Origin of the sequence: Kitasatospora sp. NPDC057518, from assembly GCF_042802075.1 — a bacterium.
Classification (GTDB): domain Bacteria; phylum Actinomycetota; class Actinomycetes; order Streptomycetales; family Streptomycetaceae; genus Kitasatospora.
The window spans coordinates 1-22336 of the sequence record NZ_JBHVEU010000048.1 but is presented as its reverse complement, the minus strand read 5'-3'; the positions used below and the strand labels follow the sequence as shown (position 1 = coordinate 22336).

At 74.2% G+C, this 22336-nt stretch carries 19 protein-coding genes and 1 pseudogene; 11 read left to right on the top strand and 9 right to left on the bottom strand.

What is annotated here, in order from left to right; genetic code table 11:
- Positions 1-36: 36 nt before the first annotated feature.
- The 6 genes from ACFU7Z_RS07770 to ACFU7Z_RS07745 form a co-directional block, all read right to left on the bottom strand.
- Entirely contained in the window at positions 37-1812 is a 1776-nt protein-coding gene (locus ACFU7Z_RS07770; RefSeq protein ID WP_380776896.1) for an acetyl/propionyl/methylcrotonyl-CoA carboxylase subunit alpha, read from the bottom strand.
- Between the two features lie 236 nt (positions 1813-2048).
- On the bottom strand, positions 2049-2783 hold the full coding sequence (locus ACFU7Z_RS07765) for a hypothetical protein (protein WP_380740746.1): 735 nt from the start codon (positions 2781-2783) through the stop codon (positions 2049-2051).
- Positions 2784-3013: 230 nt separating this feature from the next.
- Complete coding sequence (locus tag ACFU7Z_RS07760; protein WP_074003898.1) at positions 3014-3616, bottom strand: nucleoside triphosphate pyrophosphatase; 603 nt, start codon at positions 3614-3616, stop codon at positions 3014-3016.
- A 47-nt stretch (positions 3617-3663) separates the two neighbouring features.
- Positions 3664-3804 (bottom strand): morphogenic membrane protein MmpB, encoded by a 141-nt coding sequence (gene mmpB, locus ACFU7Z_RS07755; RefSeq protein ID WP_181970605.1) that lies wholly within the window; start codon positions 3802-3804, stop codon positions 3664-3666.
- 138 nt (positions 3805-3942) lie between these two features.
- Positions 3943-4161, bottom strand: a complete 219-nt coding sequence (locus tag ACFU7Z_RS07750; protein WP_049655770.1) for an acyl-CoA carboxylase epsilon subunit — start codon at positions 4159-4161, stop codon at positions 3943-3945.
- Positions 4162-4190: 29 nt separating this feature from the next.
- On the bottom strand, positions 4191-5780 hold the full coding sequence (locus ACFU7Z_RS07745) for an acyl-CoA carboxylase subunit beta (protein ID WP_049655771.1): 1590 nt from the start codon (positions 5778-5780) through the stop codon (positions 4191-4193).
- A 233-nt stretch (positions 5781-6013) separates the two neighbouring features.
- On the opposite strand from ACFU7Z_RS07745, the gene ACFU7Z_RS07740 reads away from it, so the two are divergent.
- From ACFU7Z_RS07740 to ACFU7Z_RS07730, 3 genes and pseudogenes are all read left to right on the top strand, one after another.
- Complete coding sequence (locus ACFU7Z_RS07740; protein ID WP_074003897.1) at positions 6014-6907, top strand: biotin--[acetyl-CoA-carboxylase] ligase; 894 nt, start codon at positions 6014-6016, stop codon at positions 6905-6907.
- 173 nt (positions 6908-7080) lie between these two features.
- Positions 7081-8205 (top strand): adenylate/guanylate cyclase domain-containing protein, encoded by a 1125-nt coding sequence (locus ACFU7Z_RS07735; protein ID WP_049655773.1) that lies wholly within the window; start codon positions 7081-7083, stop codon positions 8203-8205.
- 392 nt (positions 8206-8597) lie between these two features.
- A pseudogene (locus tag ACFU7Z_RS07730) lies at positions 8598-9824 on the top strand (diguanylate cyclase domain-containing protein); the annotation flags it as partial.
- A gap of 623 nt (positions 9825-10447) precedes the next feature.
- On the opposite strand, the gene ACFU7Z_RS07725 reads toward ACFU7Z_RS07730, so the two are convergent.
- Positions 10448-11068, bottom strand: a complete 621-nt coding sequence (locus tag ACFU7Z_RS07725; protein WP_380776895.1) for a TetR/AcrR family transcriptional regulator — start codon at positions 11066-11068, stop codon at positions 10448-10450.
- A gap of 128 nt (positions 11069-11196) precedes the next feature.
- On the opposite strand from ACFU7Z_RS07725, the gene ACFU7Z_RS07720 reads away from it, so the two are divergent.
- Both ACFU7Z_RS07720 and hutH read left to right on the top strand, forming a co-directional pair.
- Positions 11197-12366, top strand: coding sequence for a macrolide family glycosyltransferase (locus ACFU7Z_RS07720; RefSeq protein ID WP_380776903.1), 1170 nt, complete (start codon positions 11197-11199; stop codon positions 12364-12366).
- Between the two features lie 132 nt (positions 12367-12498).
- On the top strand, positions 12499-14076 hold the full coding sequence (hutH, locus tag ACFU7Z_RS07715; protein ID WP_107418822.1) for a histidine ammonia-lyase: 1578 nt from the start codon (positions 12499-12501) through the stop codon (positions 14074-14076).
- A 46-nt stretch (positions 14077-14122) separates the two neighbouring features.
- On the opposite strand, the gene ACFU7Z_RS07710 is transcribed toward hutH, so the two are convergent.
- Positions 14123-14551 (bottom strand): hypothetical protein, encoded by a 429-nt coding sequence (locus tag ACFU7Z_RS07710; RefSeq protein ID WP_380776893.1) that lies wholly within the window; start codon positions 14549-14551, stop codon positions 14123-14125.
- Between the two features lie 299 nt (positions 14552-14850).
- Here ACFU7Z_RS07710 and ACFU7Z_RS07705 point away from each other — a divergent pair, with 299 nt between their 5' ends.
- Both ACFU7Z_RS07705 and ACFU7Z_RS07700 read left to right on the top strand, forming a co-directional pair.
- The gene (locus tag ACFU7Z_RS07705) at positions 14851-15720 is read left to right on the top strand and encodes a MurR/RpiR family transcriptional regulator (protein ID WP_380776892.1); all 870 of its coding nucleotides are present in this window, start codon (positions 14851-14853) and stop codon (positions 15718-15720) included.
- Between the two features lie 69 nt (positions 15721-15789).
- On the top strand, positions 15790-16113 hold the full coding sequence (locus ACFU7Z_RS07700) for a hypothetical protein (protein WP_074003892.1): 324 nt from the start codon (positions 15790-15792) through the stop codon (positions 16111-16113).
- A gap of 1 nt (position 16114) precedes the next feature.
- On the opposite strand, the gene ACFU7Z_RS07695 is transcribed toward ACFU7Z_RS07700, so the two are convergent.
- Positions 16115-16687: a Uma2 family endonuclease gene (locus ACFU7Z_RS07695; RefSeq protein ID WP_380776891.1), complete on the bottom strand. Its 573-nt coding sequence runs from the start codon at positions 16685-16687 to the stop codon at positions 16115-16117.
- A gap of 182 nt (positions 16688-16869) precedes the next feature.
- On the opposite strand from ACFU7Z_RS07695, the gene hutU reads away from it, so the two are divergent.
- The 4 genes from hutU to hutI are packed head-to-tail and all read left to right on the top strand — an operon-like array spanning position 16870 to position 22308.
- Positions 16870-18540 (top strand): urocanate hydratase, encoded by a 1671-nt coding sequence (gene hutU / locus ACFU7Z_RS07690; RefSeq protein WP_049650036.1) that lies wholly within the window; start codon positions 16870-16872, stop codon positions 18538-18540.
- A gap of 20 nt (positions 18541-18560) precedes the next feature.
- Entirely contained in the window at positions 18561-19742 is a 1182-nt protein-coding gene (locus tag ACFU7Z_RS07685) for an allantoate amidohydrolase (RefSeq protein WP_380776901.1), read from the top strand.
- Positions 19733-21100 carry a formimidoylglutamate deiminase gene (locus ACFU7Z_RS07680; protein ID WP_049650034.1) on the top strand — a complete coding sequence of 456 codons (1368 nt, stop codon included), beginning with the start codon at positions 19733-19735 and terminating at the stop codon, positions 21098-21100. The genes ACFU7Z_RS07685 and ACFU7Z_RS07680 overlap by 10 nt, the downstream gene beginning before the upstream one ends.
- Positions 21101-21132: 32 nt before the next feature.
- The gene (gene hutI, locus ACFU7Z_RS07675; protein ID WP_380776889.1) at positions 21133-22308 is read left to right on the top strand and encodes an imidazolonepropionase; all 1176 of its coding nucleotides are present in this window, start codon (positions 21133-21135) and stop codon (positions 22306-22308) included.
- Positions 22309-22336 lie beyond the last annotated feature (28 nt).

Below are 22336 nucleotides of genomic sequence, written 5' to 3'. Positions count from 1 at the left end.
AGGGGCGTACGGACCGGTCCGGGGTCAGGGACGGTGTCAGTCCTTGATCTCGCAGAGCGCGGCGCCGCTGCTGACGCTCGCGCCGACCTCGGCCTTGAGGCCGGTGACGGTGCCCGCCTTGTGGGCGTTCAGCGGCTGCTCCATCTTCATCGCCTCCAGGACCACGATCAGCTCGCCCTCGGCGACGACCTGGCCCTCCTCCACGGCGACCTTGACGATGGTGCCCTGCATCGGCGAGGCCAGGGTGTCGCCGCTGACGGCCGAGCCGGCCTTCTTGGCGCCCACCCGGCGCTTCGCCTTGGCGGAGCCCGCCGCACCGGCCGCCGGGGCCGCCGTGACGCCCAGCGAGGACGGCAGCGAGACCTCGATCCGCTTGCCGCCGACCTCGACCACCACGGTCTCCCGGGTCTCGGCCTCCTCGCCGTCACCGGCCGCGCTGGCGAACGGCGGGATGGTGTTGTCGAACTCGGTCTCGATCCACCGGGTGAAGACCGTGAACGGCCCGTCGCCGCCGTGCACCTCGGGCGCGAACGCCGGGTCGGTGACGACCGCCCGGTGGAACGGGATGGCGGTGGCCATGCCCTCCACCTTGAACTCGGCCAGCGCGCGGCGGGCCCGCTCCAGGGCCTGCTTGCGGTCGCGGCCGCTGACGACCAGCTTGGCCAGCAGCGAGTCCCAGGCCGGGCCGATGACCGAGCCGGTCTCCACGCCCGAGTCCAGGCGCACGCCCGGGCCGGACGGCGGGGCGAACAGCGTCACGGTGCCGGGCGCGGGCAGGAAGTTCCGGCCCGGGTCCTCGCCGTTGATGCGGAACTCGAAGGAGTGGCCGCGGACCTCGGGGTCGCCGTAGCCGAGCTCCTCGCCGTCGGCGATCCGGAACATCTCGCGGACCAGGTCGAGGCCGGTGACCTCCTCGGTGACCGGGTGCTCCACCTGGAGACGGGTGTTGACCTCCAGGAAGGAGATCGTGCCGTCCAGCGCGACCAGGAACTCGCAGGTCCCGGCGCCCTCGTAGCCGGCCTCCTTCAGGATGGCCTTGGACGCCCGGTACAGCTCGGCGTTCTGCTCGGCGGTCAGGAACGGCGCGGGCGCCTCCTCGACCAGCTTCTGGTGGCGGCGCTGGAGCGAGCAGTCACGGGTGGAGACGACCACCACGTTGCCGTGCTTGTCGGCCAGGCACTGGGTCTCCACGTGCCGCGGGTTGTCCAGGTAGCGCTCGACGAAGCACTCGCCGCGGCCGAAGGCGGCGACGGCCTCGCGCACCGCGGACTCGTACAGCTCGGGGATCTCCTCCAGCGTGCGGGCGACCTTGAGGCCGCGTCCGCCGCCGCCGAAGGCCGCCTTGATGGCGACCGGCAGGCCGTGCTCCCGGGCGAAGACGACGACCTCGTCGGCGCCCGAGACCGGGTCCGGCGTGCCGGCCACCAGCGGGGCACCGGCCCGCTGGGCGACGTGCCGGGCGGTCACCTTGTCGCCGAGGTCGCGGATGGCCTGCGGCGGCGGGCCGATCCAGATCAGACCCGCGTCGAGGACGGCCTGGGCGAAGTCGGCGTTCTCCGACAGGAACCCGTAGCCGGGGTGGACGGCGTCCGCACCGGAGTCGGCGGCCGCCTTGAGGACCTTGGCGATGTCCAGGTAGCTGGTAGCGGGGGTGTCACCGCCCAGCGCGTAAGCCTCGTCGGCCGCGCGGACGTGCAGCGCATCCCGGTCCGGCTCGGCGTAGACGGCGACGCTGGCGATACCGGCGTCCGAGCAGGCACGGGCGACGCGGACAGCGATTTCCCCGCGGTTGGCGATGAGCACCTTGCGCACTGTGGCTCCCTTCTTGAACCTCGTTGAGTTTATGGATTCCTGGGCAGTACCGGCGAGTAGCCCCGGGTTGTGAACTATCCCACACGCTCGGTGATGGGTTTTCCGGGCCCGCGGGCGGCCCCGTGGACGACGTCGCAGGTCGGCGCCGGTCCGCCCGGATCGGCGGGGGCCACAGCGGGTGACCGGCCCGCGGCGCGGCGGGAGGGTGGCATGGGCCACAGTCTCGCGCGGGCCGCTCAAGCGGCGCCGGAGCGGGCGGCGGGCCGCCGCAGCGCCTCGGCCGTCACGTCGGCCGCCACCTCGACCATGTCCGGCCCGTACGCCTCCGGGTTGACCACCCGCAGGACGAGCGCGAAGGTGCCGTCCTGCCCGTACCTCCGGGCGAGTTCGCGGTGGTGCGCGACCAGGTAGCGCACCCCGGCCTGGTTGGCGGTGCCGGTCTGGCCGGAGACCAGGAACACCGGGCGGCCGCCGTCCGGGGTGGCGATCCGGGCGAGCAGGACGTGCGTCTCGTCCGGGCCGGCGGTGAAGTCCCGCTCGCCCACCACGAGGACGTTGCTGCCCGGGCCCGGCCCCGAGGTGATCAGCACGCCCGGCAGGCCCCAGGCGAGATGGGCGGCCATCCGCTCGTTGCTGACCGGACCGCCCAGGCACAGCTCGGTCTTGGCGCCCAGGCCGCGGTGCGCGGCGTCGTGGGCCACCAGCTCGGGCCGCGCCCCGCACTCCTCGACCAGCCCGGCCAGCCACATCAGCGCGTACGCGTCGCGCCGGGTCACGGTGTGGGCGTGCGAGCCCGTCCCGATGCTGCGCGGCACCACGATCAGGCACTCGCTGCCGCCCGGCAGTCCGAAGAACGCCCGCACCCGTTCGACCCTGCGGCGCCGCCGCAGCGCCTGGGCGAGCCAGCCGAGGCCGGCGCTGATCGCGCTGGCCACCAGGCCGAGCACCACGTTGAGCACGCTGTCGGTCATCTGCCGCGTCCCCTCCCCCCGTTCGAGACCGCGGTCAGCTTAGGGCCTGTCTCCTGGATCCTTGCCGGGTCCGCGACGCCGGGGCACACACCTCGCGGCGTTGTCGTCGGTCGCCAATGCTCCGCAGTGGCTCCCTCCTCCGCCTTGCGATGCGCGCACCCCAACGCCGCGGCCTGATCCGACAAAATCCAGGAGACAGGCCCTGGGCCACCGCCGCGGGCTCCGGCAGGTCAGTTCGCCCACAGGTCCGTGATGCGCACGTCGAGGTCGGCGAGCAGCCGGCGCAGCAGCGGCAGGGAGAGGCCGATGACGTTGCCCGGGTCGCCGTCGATGCCGTCGATGAAGGGCGCGGAGCGGCCGTCCAGGGTGAACGCCCCGGCCACGTACAGCGGTTCGCCGGAGGCCACGTACGCGGCGATCTCGGCGTCGTCCGGGGTGCCGAAGCGGACGGTGGTGGAGGCGGTGGCCGAGGACTGCCGGCCGGTCGCGGTGTCGATCACGCAGTGGCCGGTGCGCAGCACGCCGGAACGCCCGCGCATCGACTGCCAGCGGGCCAGCGCCTCGGTGGCGTCCGCGGGCTTGCCGAGGGCCCGGCCGTCCAGTTCCAGGACGGAGTCGCAGCCGATCACCAGCTCGCCGTCGGCGAGTTCGGCGGCGACGGCCTTGGCCTTGGCCTCGGCCAGGACGAGGGCGAGCTCGGCGGGGGTGGCGGCGGTGATCGCGTCCTCGTCGACGCCGCTGACCACCACGCGCGGGTCGAGGCCCGCCTGGCGCAGCAGCCCGAGGCGGGCGGGGGAGGCGGAGGCGAGGACGAGGGGGCGCTGGTCGGTCATGTCCACCAGCGTAGGGGGTGCCGGTGTCCGCCGTTCGGGTGAACGGCTCAGGTGAAGGAGCGGGAGATCATGATCAGCACGGCGCCGACCAGCACGAGGGCGGCGAGCACCTTGCCGGCCCGCTGCATCCGCTCCTGCATCCGACGGGCCTCGGGCGAGGGCTCGTCACGGGGGTCTGACCAGAGCACCCGTCCAGAGTGCGCCGCGCGGGGGTGCGGGCGCCTGAGTATCCGTACTCAGGTTTCGGGCAAAGCGGGCGCCGGGCGCCCGGTACGGCACGGAGGGGGAGGGCGGCGGGGCCGTCCTCCCCCTCCACGCCGCGGAGTTCAGTGCGCCCAGCCCGAGGTCCGCCAGGCGTTCGGGCCCGGACGGGCGGCGAGACGGAGCCGGCGGGCGCGGTCGCCCCAGGGGGAGTCCGGGCCGGCGCCGGCCCTGCGGGCCGCCTCGGCGGCGGCCTGTGCGGCGGCGGCCCGGGCCTGGACCACCGCCAGGACGGTGGCCAGCTCCTCGGGGGTCGGCTGCCCGTGCAGCACGTGGATCGACATGGCTGGTTCTCTCCCGACAGGGACGGGGCCTACAGGGGGATGTTGCCGTGCTTCTTCGGCGGCAGCACCTCGCGCTTGCCGCGCAGCGCCCGCAGGCCGCGGACGATGTGCCGGCGGGTCTCGCTCGGCGCGATCACCGCGTCCACGTAGCCGCGTTCGGCGGCCAGGTAGGGGTTCAGCAGGGTTTCCTCGTACGAGGCGATCAGCTCGGCCCGCTTCTCCTCGGCGGTGCCGGCCGCCTCGGCCTCGGCGATCTCCCGGCGGTGCAGGATGTTGACCGCGCCCTGCGCGCCCATCACGGCGATCTGCGCGGTCGGCCAGGCCAGGTTGAGGTCGGCGCCCAGGTGCTTGGAGCCCATGACGTCGTAGGCGCCGCCGAAGGCCTTGCGGGTGATCACGGTGATCAGCGGGACGGTGGCCTCGGCGTAGGCGTAGATCAGCTTGGCGCCGCGCCGGATGATGCCGTCCCACTCCTGCTCGGTGCCGGGCAGGAAGCCGGGCACGTCCACGAAGGTCAGCACCGGGACGTTGAAGGAGTCGCAGGTGCGGATGAAGCGGGCGGCCTTCTCGCTGGCGTTGATGTCCAGGCAGCCGGCCAGGTCCATCGGCTGGCTGCCGACGATGCCGACGGACTGGCCCTCGACCCGGCCGAAGCCGGTGATGATGTTGCCCGCGAACAGCGGCTGGGTCTCCAGGAACTCGCCGTCGTCGACGATGTGCTCGATCACCTTGCGCATGTCGTACGGCTGGTTCGCCGAGTCCGGCACGATGGTGTCGAGTTCGAGGTCCTGCGCTGTGACGGTGAGGTCGGCCTGCTCGGGGTAGGACGGCGGGTCGCTCAGGTTGTTGGAGGGCAGGTACGAGAGCAGGCTCTTGACGTACTCGATCGCCTCCTTCTCGTCCGCGGCCAGGTAGTGGGCGTTGCCCGACTTGGTGTTGTGGGTGCGCGCGCCGCCCAGCTCCTCCATCGCGACGTCCTCGCCGGTGACGGTCTTGATCACGTCGGGGCCGGTGATGAACATGTGCGAGGTCCGGTCGGCCATCACCACGAAGTCGGTGATCGCGGGGGAGTACACCGCGCCGCCCGCGCAGGGGCCCATGATCAGCGAGATCTGCGGGATGACGCCGGAGGCGTGCACGTTGCGGCGGAAGATCTCGCCGTACAGGCCGAGCGAGACCACGCCCTCCTGGATCCGGGCGCCGCCGGAGTCGTTGATGCCGATGACCGGGCAGCCGGTCTTCAGCGCGAAGTCCATCACCTTGACGATCTTCTCGCCGAAGACCTCGCCGAGCGAGCCGCCGAAGACGGTGAAGTCCTGGGCGAACACGGCGACCTGGCGGCCGTCCACGGTGCCGTAGCCGGTCACCACGCCGTCGCCGTACGGCCGGTTCCTCTCCTGGCCGAAGTTGGTCGAGCGGTGCCGGGCGAACTCGTCGAACTCCACGAAGGAGTCCTCGTCCAGCAGTTCCACGACCCGTTCACGGGCGGTCAGCTTGCCCTTGGCGTGCTGCTTCTCCACGGCCTTGGACGAGCCGGAGTGCACCGCCTCGTCCAGCCTGCGCCGCAGGTCGGCGAGCTTGCCGGCGGTGGTGTGGGGGTCGTACGGCGCCTCGGTCATCCGGTGGCTCTCCCTGATCCATGGCCGCGACCTGTTTCGAGTGCGCGCGGGGCCGGGTGGTGGGCCCGCGCATGAGGGCAGGGCGGCGCTACGAACTACCGCTGGGTAGCGTAGCCAGCGCGGAGGGCTATCCGGCACGTCCCGGCGTCATGACCATCGACACAGTTCTGTTGACGGGTGTTCTGCGGGACGATGGGGCGGCCTACGTCCCGGACCCGCTCTAGGGTTTTCCCATGACCGCACCCGAGACCCCCCGCCGCAGCGGACTGCGCGGCTTCGGCCACGCCGGACCGTCGCCCTGGACCGACCTGGACCGTCCGCCGCTGGACGAGGAGGCGCTGCGCCGCGACCTGCTCGTCCCGGGCGGCCTGTGGACCTCCCTGGACGTCGTCGCCGAGACCGGCTCCACCAACAGCGACCTCGCCGCCCGGGCCGCGGCGGGCGCCGGGCAGGGCGCGGTGCTGGTGGCCGAGGCGCAGAGCGCCGCCCGCGGCCGGCTGGACCGGCGGTGGACCGCACCGCCCCGCTCCGGGCTGTTCCTGTCCCTGCTGCTGCGCCCCGAGGAGGTGCCGGTCGAGCGGTACGGCTGGCTGCCGATCCTGGTCGGGGTGGCCGCGGCCAGCACGCTGGGCCGGGTCGCCGGGGTCGAGGTCGGGCTGAAGTGGCCCAACGACCTCCAGACGGAGATCGACGGCGCGGAGCGCAAGCTCGGCGGCGTCCTCACCGAGCTGGCCGGCGGCGCGGTGGTGGTCGGCATGGGCCTCAACGTCTCGCTGCGCGCGGAGGAGCTGCCCGTCCCCACCGCCGCCTCGCTCGCGCTGGCCGGCGCCACGACCACCGACCGGGGCACCCTGCTGCGCGCCCTGCTGCGCGAACTCGCCGAGCTGTACCGGGAGTGGACGGCCGCCGCGGGCGACCCGCACGCCAGCGACCTGCTGCGCGCCTACGTGGACCGCTGCACCACGCTCGGCCGCCAGGTGAAGGTGCACCTGCCGGGCGACCGCGAGCTGGTCGGCGAGGCCGTCGCGGTGGACGGCGACGGGCGGCTGGTGGTCCGCACACCCGACGGCGTACGCCGGGCGGTCGGCGCGGGCGACGTCGTCCACGTACGCCCCGAGCCCCGCTGAACGGCACTCTTCACCTCTCCTTGACCCGGGCTGATGCCCCGGATCCGACGATTCCGTGCGAACATTCCACCTGGCAGCGGTGTGAGGCGCGCCACTGCCCGCCCGGGTGGCGGAGTGCGCGCCCGGACAGGTAGGACACGAGGCGAGTGCGGCGATCGCACGGGGACGGACCGGTGGCAGAGGACGGCAGCAGCGGCGCGACGGCGGGCAGCAACGACCCCACGGTCGCGCTCGAACTGGAGCGCCTGATCCTGGACGCGCCGCGCCGCTACACCCCGTACCAGGCCGCGCGCGCCGCCGACGTCCCGATGGAGCTGGCCACCCGCTTCTGGCGCGCCATGGGCTTCCCGGACATCGGGCAGTCCCGGGCGCTCACCGACGGCGACGTGATCGCGCTGCGGCGGCTGGCCGGCCTGGTCGAGTCCGGGCTGCTCAGCGAGTCGATGGCGATCCAGGTGGCCCGCTCCACCGGCCAGACCACGGCCCGGCTGGCCGGCTGGCAGATGGACACCTTCCTGGAGAATCTCACCCAGGCCGTCGAGCCCGGGCTGACCCGCGCCGACGTCGCGTACCCGCTGGTCGAGCTGCTGCTGCCGGAGCTGGAGCAGTTCCTGGTGTACGTCTGGCGGCGCCAGCTGGCGGCCGTCACCGGCCGGGTGGTGCAGGCCGCCGAGGACCACGAGATCACCAGCGGGCGGCTCGCCGTCGGCTTCGCCGACCTGGTCGGCTTCACCCGGCTGTCCCGGCGGCTGGAGGAGGAGGAGCTCGGCGAGCTGGTCGAGACCTTCGAGAACACCTGCTCGGACCTGATCGCCGGCCAGGGCGGCCGGGTGATCAAGACGCTCGGCGACGAGATCCTCTACGTCTCCGAGGACCCGGCGACCGCCGCCGAGATCGCGCTGAGCCTGATCGAGGCGCTGGCCGGGGACGACACCATCCCGCCGCTGCGGGTCGGCATGGCCTTCGGCACGGTCACCTCGCGGATGGGCGACGTCTTCGGCACCACCGTCAACCTGGCGAGCCGGCTCACCTCGATCGCGCCCAAGGACGCGGTGCTGATCGACGGCGAGTTCGCCGCCGCGCTGGAGCAGAACGGCAGCGTCGCCCCGGCCGACGCGGAGGGGCCCGGCCTGGCCGAGGCGCTGTCGGCCGCGGCCGGGATGCCCGCCTCCGGGCTGCCGATCCCGGGACCGGACGCCGGGGCGCGGTTCCACCTGCAGCCGATGTGGCGGCGGCCGGTGCGGGGGCTCGGCCTGGTCGAGCCGTGGCTGCTCACCCGGCGGCTGAAGGCCGAGTAGCGCCTGCGCGCGGGGCTGTATGCGGCGGTGGCCGTAGGCGGGTGGCGGCCGTACGCGGTGGTGGCCGTACGCGGGTGGCGCGCGTACGGCGGGCCCGCGCGGGGAAGACGCATCCGGTGGACGTACGGGGACGCGCGCTTCGGCCGTCCGCGGGCAGACGCATGCGGTGACGGCGTTCGTGGGCACGCTTCCCCACGGCGGACGGGCGGTTGCGGGTGCTGAACGGTTGAAACCCGTACGTTCTGCTGCGGGTCCGCCCGGGCAAACGGGGCATAAGCGAACGAAACCGCCCTAGTCTTGGTGCAAGCGGCCGGTCGGGTGCGGCCGGCCGACGGGGGTCCGGCAGGACCGAGCACAGGGAGCGAGGCGAGCCGGTGAGCAGCGAGGCGATCATGACGGACCGCGACTGCGACTGCGGCGGCTCGCGGCACTCCGACCCGCTGCCCGACCTGAGGCTGCAGTCCGTGGTCGAGCTGGCCCAGGACATGGCCGCCGCGCTCACCCCGCTGGAGGCCGTCCGGGCCGCCGCCGCCCGGGCCACCGAGGCGCTCGGCGCCACCATGGCCGCCGTCTCGGTCTGGGACCGCGAGTCCGGCCGGCTGCGGGTGCTGGTCAACCACGGCGACCTCGCCCCGGGCGAGGAGGAGCTGCCCGAGGACGAGTCGTACCCGGTCGCCGACTTCCCCGAGATCGTCACGTACCTGGAGGAGCGCTGGACCACCGGGCGGCTGCCGCGCGCCTGGCTGCAGAGCGCCGAGAACAGCGTGCAGCACGCCGGGCACGCCCACCCGACGGCCGGCGCGTACTGCCAGGAGCGCGCCGCGGCGCTGCGCCGGCGCGGGCGGGCCTGCTGCGTGGTCGCGCCGGTCGTGCTGCACGGCCAGGCCTGGGGCGAGCTGTACCTCGCCCGGTCGGCCGGGATGCCCGAGTTCACCGAGGCCGACGCCGACTACGCGACCCTGCTCGCCGCCCAGGTCTCCGCCGGGCTGGCGCAGACCGAGCGCCTCGCCGACCTGCGCAGGCTCGCCTTCTCCGACCCGCTCACCGGCCTGGCCAACCGGCGCGCCGTCGACGCCCGGCTGGAGAGCGCGCTGGAGGCGCACAACCGGGACAACACCGTGGTCTCCCTGGTGGTCTGCGACGTCAACGGGCTGAAGCGGGTCAACGACCAGCTCGGCCACGAGATGGGCGACCGGCTGCTGGAGCGGTTCGCCCACCAGCTCTCGCTGGCCGCCGCCAAGCTCCCCGGCAGCCTCGCCGCCCGGCTCGGCGGCGACGAGTTCTGCCTGCTCGTGGAGGGGCAGAAGGCCGACGAGGTGGTCTCCGTCGCCGAGGAGCTGTGCGCCCGGGCGCTCGCGCTCTCCGAGGGCGAGGGCGTGGCCTGCGGGGTCGCCTCCACCGGGGACTCGATCGGGCCCGTCACCACCCCCGACCGGCTGTTCCGGCTCGCCGACGCCGCCCAGTACCGGGCCAAGGCCGCCCGGGCCGCCCACCCCGTCGTCGCCGGGCGCAGCCACGGCCCCGGCTTCTCGCCCGACCCCACCGTGCTGCTCGCCGACGCCGCCGACCCGCACCACCGGGCGGACGGGCGGCGCGGGCCGAACGGCCGGGCCGGGGCGGGCGACCGGCGGCGGTTCCGCGGCGCCGCCCACAGCGCCGACCCGGGGCAGCTGCTCACCGCCGTGCTCGCCTCCCTCGACCAGGCCGCCACGGCCCGGGCCGTCCACCCCGCGGACACCCTCGGCAAGCTGGTCGTCGTCGCCGAGGCCTCCGCCCGGCTGCTGGACGCCGTCGGCTGGTGGGTCTCGTACGTCCCGCCCGGCTCCCACCTCATGCGCACCGCCCAGCACGCCGTCTACCGGATGACCAGCGGCCCCAGCAGCGTCCGCGCGGAGACCCAGCGGGCCCAGATCGAGGCCCCCGACGCGGTCTTCGACCTCCGGCACTACCCGATGACCCGCCGCGCCGTCCGCGGCGGCTCCTTCGCGCTGCGGGCGGGCGCGGCCGGCAACGACCCGGCGGAGGAGGCCATGCTCGTCGTCTCCGGCTACCGGGGCATGGTGGCCGCGGGCGGCCAGAACCCGGCCGGTGGCTGGCTGGTGGAGCTCTTCGCCGACGACGCGACGCTGCCGCTGGGGCAGGCCGCCTCCGCCATGCGCGCCCTGGTCTCGGTCGCCCTGGCGGGGCCGGCCTCGCCGCCGGTGGTCTGAGGGACCGGCCGCGGTGGTGGCCGTCCGCTGGTTCAGGCGCCGGAACCGCCGCCGGCGGACGGCGGGTTGAGGGCCCGCAGGGCGGCGTCGACCAGGCGGTCGGCGTGCTCGTGGGTGAGCGGGCCGAGCCGGTACTGCCAGCGGTAGTAGAGCGGGCCGTAGACGATTTCGACGGCCAGGTCGAGGTCGGTGTCGCGGGCGATCTGGCCGGCCTCGCGGGCGCTGCGGAGGCGGTCGCGGGTGACGGCCAGCAGGGGGTCCAGCAGGCGGGTGCGGTGCTCGGCCTGCAGTGCCGGGTCGTTGAGGATCTCCGCCATGATCGCCCGGTAGGTGCGGTCGGTGTCCGGGTCGGCCAGCTCGTCGCTGGTGGGGCGCAGGACGGCGCGGAGGTCGGCGGCGAGGTCGCCGGTGTCGGGGAGCGCGATGCCGCCCTCGTGCTCGCCGGCGGCGAGGAAGGCGTCGAAGACCACGGCGCCCTTGGAGGGCCACCACCGGTAGATGGTCTGCTTGCCGACGCCGGCCCGGGCGGCGATCGCCTCGATGGTCAGCCTGCCGTAGCCGATCTCGGCGACGAGTTCGGTGGTGGCGGCGAGGACGGCGGCGTGCGCGCGCTCGCTGCGTCGGGCGGGGTCGGGAGCTGTTCTGGAGGCCATGGAAAAAATTCTATGCGAAACAACGAGACGAGACGTATTGTCTTCCCATGCCATCGCGAGACGGATCGTCTCGTCTCATCCCCCGTTCCCCGGAGGTGCCCGTGAACCGCCCGCCTGCACACATCCTGATGGTCTCCATTCCCGCTCATGGGCATGTCAACCCCAGTCTCGCGGTGATCACCGAGCTGGTCGCCCGGGGCCACCGGGTCAGCTACGTCAACGACCCCTCCTTCCGGGAGGTCGTCGAGTCCACCGGCGCGACCTTCGTCCCGTACCCGACCAAGCTGCCGCTCACCGACGACCCGGCCGGCTGGCCGTCGGACCTGGTGGCGATCCAGGAGCTGTTCCTGGACGACACGCTGTCGATGTGGCCCGTCCTGCTGGAGGCCTTCGAGGACGACCGCCCCGACCTGGTGCTCTACGACATCGGCGGCTTCGCCGGGCGGGCGCTCGGCGAGCGGCTGGGCGTGCCGGTGGTGCAGCTGTCGCCCGCCTTCGTCGGCTGGGAGGGCTTCGAGGAGGACCTCGCGGCGATGTTCGAGCCGATGCGCAACGGCCCGGGCGGCCCCGAGCACTACCGCCGGTACGCCGACTGGCTGGTCGAGGCGGGCGCGGTGCAGCGCGACGTGGAGGGCTTCAAGAACCGCCCCGAGCGGTGCGTCGCGCTCGTCCCACGCGCCCTCCAGCCCAACGTCGACCGGGTCGACGAGCGGCGGATCAGCTTCGTCGGGCCCTGTTTCGGCGACCGCGCCCACCAGGGCGAGTGGCAGCGGCCGGCCGGCGCCGAGAAGGTGCTGCTGGTCTCGCTCGGCTCGGCCTTCACCCACCAGCCCGCCTTCTACCGGGCCTGCGTGGAGGCCTTCGGCGACCTGCCGGGCTGGCACACCGTGCTCCAGGTCGGCAAGCACACCGACCTGGCCGAGCTCGGCGAGGTGCCGGACACCGTCGAGGTGCACCGGTGGGTGCCCCAGCTGTCGGTGCTCTCCCAGGCGGACGCCTTCGTCACCCACGCGGGCATGGGCGGCTCCAGCGAGGGGCTGTTCCACGCCGTGCCGATGATCGCGGTGCCGCAGGCCGCCGACCAGTTCGCCAACGCGGACGCCCTGGTCGGCCTCGGCGTCGCCCGCCGGCTGGACACCGAGCAGGCCACCGCAGAGGCGCTGCGCGCCGCCCTGCTGGAGCTGACCGGCGACCCGGCGGTGGCCGAGCGGCTGGCCGAGCTGTCCGCCGCCGGCCGGGCCGAGGGCGGCACCACCCGGGCCGCGGACCTGATCGAGGCCGAGCTGCGCGTGTCGTGACGCCGCCCGTGCCGTGATGCGGGGGGCGATAGGGGGCCGCGGTGTGCGGCGCCGATCCGGAGGGCGGAGAATCCGGATGGCGAGCACCTGTTGTCATATCTTCATTCACCTGATGAGATGGTGTATATGGATATGCACAGTGCTGTGGCCCCCGACGCTCCGCTGGTCCTGGTCGGCAAGGCCGACGTCGGTGCCGAGGACGTCCTGGCCGTCGCCCGGGGGAACGCCCGGGTCGAGATCGGTCCCGACGCGCTGGCCGAGATGGCGGCCGCCCGTGCGCGGATCGACGCCCTCGCGGCCGAGCCGCGCCCCGTCTACGGCGTGTCGACCGGCTTCGGCGCGCTCGCCGTGCGCCACATCAGCCCCGAGCTGCGCGCCCAGCTGCAGCGGTCGCTGGTGCGCTCGCACGCCGCCGGCATGGGGCCGGCGGTCGAGCGCGAGGTGGTCCGCGCGCTGGTGTTCCTGCGGATGAAGACGCTGGCCTCCGGCCGTACCGGCGTCCGGCCGCTGGTCGCGCAGACCATGGCCGCCCTGCTCAACGCGGGCATCACCCCGGTGGTGCGGGAGTTCGGCTCGCTCGGCTGCTCCGGCGACCTCGCGCCGCTCTCGCACTGCGCGCTGGTCCTGATGGGCGAGGGCACCGCCACCGGCCCGGACGGCGTGGAGAAGCCCGCCGCCGAGCTGCTCGCCGCCGCCGGGATCGAGCCCGTCGAGCTGCTGGAGAAGGAGGGCCTCGCCCTCATCAACGGCACCGACGGCATGCTCGGCATGCTGGTGATGGCCATCGCCGACCTCCAGCGGCTGTTCACCACCGCCGACATCACCGCCGCGATGAGCCTGGAGGCGCTGCTCGGCACCGACAAGGTGCTCGCCCCCGAGCTGCACGCCCCGATCCGCCCGCACCCGGGCCAGGCGCTGAGCGCCGCCAACATGCTCGCCGTCCTCAAGGACTCCGGCCTCACCGGCCACCACCAGGACGACGCCCCGCGGGTCCAGGACGCCTACTCGATCCGCTGCGCCCCGCAGGTGGCCGGCGCCGGCCGGGACACCCTGGCGCACGCCCAGCTGGTCGCCGCGCGCGAGCTGGCCGCCTCGGTCGACAACCCGGTGGTGCTGCCGGACGGTCGGGTGGAGTCCAACGGCAACTTCCACGGCGCCCCGGTCGCGTACGTGCTGGACTTCCTCGCCATCGCCGCCGCCGACCTCGGCTCGATCTCCGAGCGCCGCACCGACCGGCTGCTCGACAAGGCCCGCTCGCACGGCCTGCCGGCCTTCCTGGCCGACGACCCGGGCGTGGACTCCGGCCTGATGATCGCCCAGTACACCCAGGCGGCGCTGGTCAGCGAGAACAAGCGGCTCGCCGTCCCGGCCTCGGTCGACTCGATCCCGTCCTCCGCGATGCAGGAGGACCACGTGTCGATGGGCTGGTCGGCCGCGCGCAAGCTGCGCCAGGCGGTGGCCAACCTCGGCCGCATCCTGGCCGTCGAACTGACCGCCTCCGCCCGCGCGCTGGAGATCCGCCGGCAGGCCGACGGGGCCGGCGGGCTCGCCCCGGCCACCGCGGCCGCGCTGGCCGCCGCCCGCGAGGCGGGGGTCGGCGGCGCCGGCCGCGACCGCTTCCTCTCGCCGGACCTGGAGGCCGCCGCCGAACTGGTCGCCTCCGGCGAGCTGGTGCGCGCGGTCGAGCGGGTCACCGGCCCGCTGGCCTGACGTCCGTCCGACCGGGCCGATGGCGCCGCCGCGGGGTGACGGGGACTCAGTCCCAGTCGTCGCTCCGTGGCGAGCGCTCCCCGCGGCCCCCGCGGTTGCGCAGCTCGCCCAGGGCGGCGGCCAGGTTGACCCCGACGATGCCCGCCCAGCAGACCACCAGGCCGGCGAAGCCGCCGCTCTCCGGACTGCCCGCGATCGCCGTCAGCGGGACGCCGATGACCAGCGAGGTCACCGCGAGCCCGGCGTTGGAACGCTTGCCGAAGCCCGGACGACGGGGGTGGCCCCGGTGCCGGAAACGCGGCTCGTCGTCGTCCAGCCGCTTGGCCACCGAGCGCTCGACCCGGGCGTCCAGACGGGCGTCGAGCCGCCTCATGAAGGAGTCGACGAGTTCGTCCTCGTACTCCTTGCCGAGCTCCTTGCGGGCCTGGAGGGTGGCGTCGAGGTCGCGCCGCAGTTCGTCCTGACGAGTGTCCATAGGACCAGAGTGGGGCCGCGGGGGCGTCCGGTCCATCCGTTCGCGGGAGGAATCCGGGCGGGCTCAGGGAGAAATCAGGGTTGCCCCGCCCCGGCCCGGGTCTGTCCGACCCCGGCCCGGGTTTGCCCGATCCCGGCTCAGGTCTGTCCGACCCCGGCCCACCCGGCCCGGACCACCGCCGGGCCGTCCGACCCGCGGGGCGTCCCAGCGGACGTCCCGCCGTACGAGACGTCTTTGCCAGGCGCCGCCCGCTCCTGCACAGTCGTCGTCCGAACCGCACGCACCCGGAGGTACCGCTGATGACCGCCACCGACGAGGCCGGCAGCGTCGGCCCCTCCGCCCGGCTGCTCCAGCTCTTCGAGGGGCACCGGCTGACGCCGACCCAGCGCCGGATCGCCCACTCGCTGGTGCGGCACGCCACCGAGGCGCCGTTCCTGTCCAGCGTGGAGGTCGCCGAACTCGCGGGCGTCAGCCAGCCGTCCGTCACCCGCTTCGCGGTCGCGCTCGGCTACGACGGCTACCCGGCGCTGCGCAAACAGCTGCGCGAACTCGGCGGCGGCGAACCGGCCGCGCCGGAGACCCCGGACGACGCGGTGCGCAACGAGCACCAGCAGGCCGTCCTCGCCGAGATCGCCCACCTGCGCCACCTCGCCGAACTCCTCGCCGACCCGGAGCCGATCATCCGGGCCGCCCGGCTGCTCGCCGCCTCCCGCCCGCTGCCGGTGCTCGGCCTGCGGGCCGCCTCGGCGCAGGCGCGCGGCTTCGCCTACTTCGCGTCCAAGGTGCACCCGGACATCCGGCTGCTGGACGAGGGCGGCAGCATGCTCACCGACCGGCTGGAGCAGGCCCGGGCGGCCGGTGCCAGCGCGCTGCTCTGCTTCGCCCTGCCGCGCTACCCGCGGGAGCTGATGGACGCGCTGACGGTGGCCCGCGAGTGCGGGCTGACGGTGCTCACCGTCGCCGACAGCGCCTTCGCGCCGGTCGCCAAGCTGTCCGACCTGATGCTGCCGGCCGCCGTCGGCACCGGGCTGGTCTTCGACACCGCGTGCGCGCCGATGATGCTCGGCCGGGTGCTGCTGCAGTCCATGTGCGACGAACTCCCGGGTGCGGAGGCCCGGTTGGAGGCGATCGAGCAGTCGGCGGCGGCGCGCGGACTCTTCCTGGAATAACCGCGGCCCGCGGCGGCGGGGGAGTAGCCGCCACGAACCCGGGCATCCCCCCTGCAGGGGGTGCCGCCCATGCGCGTGATCCACGAGATGAAGTTCGTCGCCCGCCTCTCCTCGGGTGCCGACGAATGGTCCTGCCCCACCTGCGGACGCCGCGTCACCCTGCGGCGCCTGCCCGAACCCGAACTGACCGTCCTCGACCCGGGCGACGAGTCCGCCGTCCACGTCGGCGTCATCGAACCCGACGCCCGCGCCGCCGCGGCCGCCGAGAAGTACGGCCTCGGCCCCGTCCAGAACATCCCCCGCCCGCCCTCCCCGCCCACCCCCGACGCCGACGACCGCCGCTGGCTCGCCGAGATCGGCATCGACTGGGACGGCGGCGACGCCGCGGCGTGACTCAGGCGCGCGGCGCGTACAGCGGAAGGCCGGAGGTGTCCAGCTCGGCGGGCAGCGGTGCGGGCAGCGGGACGGGCTCGCCGTACTTGCCGAGCAGGATGCCCTGGTACGCCCCGTCGCGGGGGTGGGTGTGGAGCGCCCAGGTGCCGTTGCGAGGGTCGAGTGCGAGCAGGGCCGGGGCGCCGGCGCTCGCGTACCAGTCCGTCTTGGTGGAGATGGCCTTCACGCCCTCCGAGTTGGAGATCACCTCGACGACGAGGGCCGCCTCGTGGGGGTCGGCGAGCCACCGGTCGTCGTTCTCCCAGTCGACGGGGAGGACGATCAGGTCGGGCGTGGCGTAGTCCTCGTCGTTGCCCGGCATGTAGATGGACGACACCTCGTAGGCGCCCAGGTCGGCGGGCAGTCGGGGGTCCAGCTGGATGCGCAGCCGTCGGACGGTTCCCGCGTGCTTGCCGCGAGGGGTCGGGGACATCACCAGGGTTCCTCCGATGATCTGGACGCGAAGTCCCGTGCTCTCCTCGATCTCCTCCGCCGCATCCCGGAGTCTGCCGGGCCGCACGGTGATGGCCGTCATCGTGTCCTCCGCTCTCTGGTGCTGGGCCGAGTGGCTGGTGTCCGCCGGGTTCAGGCTAGCGCGCCAAGTGGGCCGGTGCCGGGGCTGATCGGATGCCTTCGGGGTCTGGTCGAAAGCCGACTGTTTAGTTATATTCAATCGAACATAGCTTGAATGAATCCATCCGCAGGGAGGCCGTGACTATGGTGCAGCAGCAGGCGAGCGGGCCGCGAGAGGTGCGCGCGGCGCGGGGGACGGGGCTGACGGCGCAGGGGTGGCAGCAGGAGGCCGCCCTGCGGATGCTGATGAACAACCTCGACCCGGAGGTGGCCGAGCACCCGTCGAAGCTGGTGGTGTACGGCGGGACGGGCAAGGCGGCGCGGGACTGGCGGTCCTTCGACGCCATGGTGCGGACGCTGGAGGGGCTGAAGCAGGACGAGACCATGCTGGTCCAGTCCGGGCGGCCGGTCGGCGTGATGCAGACCCACGAGTGGGCGCCGCGGGTGCTGATCGCCAACTCCAACCTGGTCGGCGACTGGGCCAACTGGGAGGAGTTCCGCCGGCTGGAGAGCCTCGGGCTCACCATGTACGGGCAGATGACCGCCGGCTCGTGGATCTACATCGGCACCCAGGGCATCCTCCAGGGCACCTACGAGACCTTCGCGGCCGTTGCCGGCAAGCGCTACAACGGTTCGCTGGAGGGCACCATCACCCTCACCGCCGGCCTCGGCGGGATGGGCGGCGCCCAGCCGCTGGCCGTCACCATGAACGGCGGCGTGGCGATCTGTATCGACTGCGACCCGTCCCGGATCGCCCGCCGGATCGAGCACCGCTACCTGGACGTCGAGGCCAAGGACCTCTCCCACGCGCTGGAGCTGGCCACCGCCGCCCGCGACAAGAAGCAGCCGCTCTCCATCGGCGTGCTGGGCAACGCCGCCGAGCTGGTCCCGCAGCTGCTCGCGATGGACGCGCCGATCGACATCGTCACCGACCAGACCAGCGCCCACGACCCGCTGGCCTACCTGCCGGTCGGCGTCGCCTTCGAGGACATGGCGGACTACGCCGCCGCCAAGCCCGCCGAGTTCACCCAGCGCGCCCGCGAGTCGATGGCCGCGCACGTCGAGGCGATGGTCGGCTTCCTGGACCGCGGCGCCGAGGTCTTCGACTACGGCAACTCGATCCGCGGCGAGGCCCAACTGGCCGGGTACGACCGCGCGTTCGCCTTCCCCGGCTTCGTCCCGGCGTACATCCGCCCGCTGTTCTGCGAGGGCAAGGGCCCGTTCCGCTGGGCGGCGCTGTCCGGGGACCCGCAGGACATCCACAAGACCGACAAGGCCGTCCTCGACCTCTTCCCGGAGAACGAGTCGCTGGCCCGCTGGATCAAGCTGGCCCAGGAGAAGGTGCACTTCCAGGGCCTGCCGGCGCGCATCTGCTGGCTCGGCTACGGCGAGCGCGACAAGGCCGGCGAGCGCTTCAACGACATGGTCGCCTCCGGTGAGCTGTCCGCCCCGATCGTGATCGGCCGCGACCATCTGGACTGCGGCTCGGTGGCCTCCCCGTACCGGGAGACCGAGGCGATGCTGGACGGCTCCGACGCGATCGCCGACTGGCCGCTGCTCAACGCCATGGTCAACGTCGCCTCCGGCGCCTCCTGGGTCTCCATCCACCACGGCGGCGGCGTCGGCATCGGCCGCTCGATCCACGCCGGCCAGGTCACCGTCGCCGACGGCACCGCGCTGGCCGGGGAGAAGATCCGCCGGGTGCTCACCAACGACCCGGGCATGGGCGTCATCCGGCACGTGGACGCCGGCTACGACCGGGCCACCGAGGTCGCCGCCGAGCGCGGTGTCCGCGTCCCGATGGGCGAGCTGTGACGCTTCCGTCGTTCGAAGAGATGTGGGCGGAGCTGCTCCCCGTGGGCCGCTCCGCCGCCTCCGGCGGCTACCGCCGCTTCGCCTGGAACTCCGCCGACGCCGAGTGCCGCGCCTGGTTCGAGCAGCAGGCCCGCAGCCGCGGCCTGGCGTACGAGCTGGACCGCAACGGCAACCAGTGGGCCTGGCTGGGCGATCCGACCGCCGGCGGCGCGGTCGTCACCGGCTCGCACCTGGACTCCGTCCCGGACGGCGGCGCCTTCGACGGCCCGCTCGGCGTGGTCTCCTCCTTCGCCGCGCTGGACGAACTGCGCTCCCGCGGCGCGGAGTTCAGCAGGCCCCTGGCGATCGTCAACTTCGGCGACGAGGAGGGCGCCCGGTTCGGCGTGGCCTGCATCGGCTCCCGGCTGACCGCCGGGGTGCTCTCCCCGGAGCAGGCGTACGGGCTGCGCGACGCCGACGGCGTCCGGCTGCCCGACGCGATGGAGAAGGCCGGCTACGACCCCACCGCGATCGGCGCGGACGAGGACCGGCTGGCCCGGATCGGCGCCTTCGTCGAGCTCCACGTCGAGCAGGGCCGCTGCCTCGCCGAGGGGCAGCCGGTCGGTGTGGCCGGGGCGATCTGGCCGCACGGCCGCTGGCGGTTCGACTTCCACGGCGAGGCCAACCACGCCGGCACCACCCGGATCGAGGACCGCCGCGACCCGATGCTGACCTACGCCAACACCGTGCTGGCGGCCCGCAAGAAGGCGAAGCAGGCGGGCGCGCGGGCCACCTTCGGCAAGGTCGCGGTCGAGCCCAACGGCACCAACGCGATCGCCTCGCTGGTGCGCGGCTGGCTGGACTCCCGGGCGGCCGACGAGCGCACCCTCACCGAGCTGGTCGAGGCGATCGAGCGGGCCGCCGCCGAGCGCGGCGAGCGCGACGGCGTCCGGGTCGAGCTGACCCGCGAGTCCTACACCCCGGTGGTGGACTTCGACGGGCCGCTGCGCGACCGGCTGGCCAAGCTGCTGGACGCCCCGGTGCTGCCCACCGGCGCGGGACACGACGCCGGCATCCTGGCTTCGGCGATCCCGACCGCCATGCTGTTCGTGCGCAACCCCACCGGCGTCTCCCACTCCCCGGCCGAGCACGCCGAGCAGGCCGACTGCCTGGCCGGGGTCGCCGCCCTCGCCGACGTACTGGAGGACCTGGCGTGTCAGTGACCCCGTCGAGCCCCGTGGCGTACTGGGCCCAGTACGCCTGGCTGCCGCACGACAACGGGCCGGTGGTCGAGCGGGACGTGCTGATCACCACCGGCCCCGGCGGGACGATCGCCGCCGTCGTCCCGGACAGCGGCCCCTGCCCGCCCGGCGCCGTCCGGCTCGACGGGCTGCTGCTGCCCGGCCAGGCGAACGCCCACTCGCACGCCTTCCACCGGGCGCTGCGCGGGCACGTCCAGGTCGGCTCCGGCACCTTCTGGACCTGGCGCGACACCATGTACCGGTTCGCCGGCGCGCTGGACCCGGACCGCTACCTGGCGCTCGCCACCGCCGTCTACGCCGAGATGGCGCTGGCCGGTGTCACGGCGGTTGGCGAGTTCCACTACCTGCACCACGCGCCCGGCGGCGCCCGGTACACCGACCCGAACGCGATGGGCGAGGCGCTGATCGAGGCCGCCGCCCGGGCCGGCATCCGGATCACCCTGCTGGACACCTGCTACCTGTCCTCCGGTTTCGGCGCCGAGCCGACCCACCCCCAGCTGCGGTTCAGCGACGGCGACGCCGAGGCCTGGGCCGCCCGGGCGGACGCGCTCAAGCCGCGCGAGCACGCCCGGATCGGCGCCGCCGTCCACTCGGTGCGGGCCGTTCCGGCCGAGCAGCTGGACACCGTCGCGCACTGGTCGGCGCTGCGCGGGGCGCCGCTGCACGTCCACCTGTCCGAGCAGACCGCCGAGAACGACGCCTGCCTGGCCGCGCACGGCGTCACCCCGACCCGGCTGCTCGCCGACCACGGCGTGCTCGGCCCGCGCACCTCGGCCGTGCACGCCACCCACCTGACCGACGAGGACGTCAGGCTCCTCACCGACTCCTCCACCACGGTCTGCATGTGCCCCACCACCGAGCGGGACCTCGCGGACGGCATCGGCCCGGCCCGCCGGCTCGCCTCGGCGGGCTCCCCGATCACCCTGGGCAGCGACAGCCACGCGGTGATCGACCCGTTCGAGGAGGCCCGCGCGCTGGAGCTGGACGAGCGGCTGCGGACGCGGACGCGCGGCCACTGGACGGCGAACGCGCTGCTGCGGGCCGGCACCGAGGACGGGCACGCCTCGCTCGGCTGGCCGGAGGCCGGACGGATCGAGGCCGGGGCGCTCGCCGACTTCACGGTGATCGCGCTGGACACCGTCCGTACGGCGGGCCCGCCGCCCCGGCTGGGCGCCGAGATCGCCGTCTTCGCGGCCTCGGCGGCGGACGTGCGGCACCTGGTGGTCGGCGGCCGGCACGTCGTCCGGGACGGCGTGCACCTGCTGGTGGCCGACGTGCCGGGTGCGCTGCGCTCCGCGATCCGCGCGCTGGACTACTGACCCCCGTTCAACCCCCTTCGGAAGGCGTTGTCTTGAGCACCACGACCACCCTGATCACGGGCATCGGCAGCCTGGTCACCAACGACCCCGGGCAGGGCGCCGGGCCGCTCGGCCTGCTCACCGACGCGGCCGTGGTGGTCGACGGCGGCACCGTCGCCTGGGTCGGCCCGGCGGCCGACGCCCCGGCGGCGGACGAGCGCTTCGACGCCGGGGGCCGGGCGCTGCTGCCCGGCTTCGTCGACTCGCACGCCCACCTGGTGTTCGCGGGCGACCGCACCGCCGAGTTCAACGCCCGGATGTCCGGGCAGGCGTACTCGGCGGGCGGCATCCGGACCACGGTGGCGGCCACGCGGGCCGCTTCGGATGCCGAACTGGAGGCCAACCTGGCCCGGTTCGTCCGGGAGGCGGTGCGGCAGGGCACCACCACCATCGAGTGCAAGTCCGGCTACGGGCTGACGGTCGAGGACGAGGCCCGGGCGCTGCGGATCGCCGCCGGGTACACCCCGGAGACGACGTACCTGGGCGCGCACGTGGTGGCGCCGGAGTACGCCGAGGACCCGGCCGGGTACGTGGAGCTGGTGACCGGCGAGATGCTGGACGCCTGCGCGCCGCACGCCCGTTGGGTGGACGTGTTCTGCGAGAAGGGCGCCTTCGACGGGGAGCAGGCGCGGGCCGTCCTGATGGCGGGGATCGAGAAGGGCCTCACGCCGCGCGTGCACGCCAACCAGCTCACGTACGGGCCCGGCGTGCAGCTCGCGGTGGAGCTGGGGGCCGCCTCGGCGGACCACTGCACCCACCTGACGGACGAGGACGTGGCGGCGCTGGCCGGCTCGGCGACGGTCGCGACGCTGCTGCCGGGCGCGGAGTTCTCCACCCGCGCCGAGTACCCGAGCGGGCGCCGGCTGCTGGACGCGGGCGCGGTGGTGGCGCTGTCCACGGACTGCAACCCCGGTTCCAGCTTCACCAGTTCGATGGCGTTCTGCGTCGCGGTCGCGGTGCGCGAGATGGGCATGACCCCGGACGAGGCGGTCTGGGCAGCCACCGCGGGCGGCGCCCGCGCCCTCCGGCGCGGTGACGTCGGGACGGTGGCGGTCGGCTCGCGGGCGGACCTGCTGCTGCTGGACGCGCCCTCGCATGTGCACCTGGCCTACCGCCCGGGCGTGCCGCTGACGGCCGCGGTCTGGCGCGCGGGCGTCCGCGAGGTCTGAACGGTGGGTTCGCGTCGCCCCGTCGAGC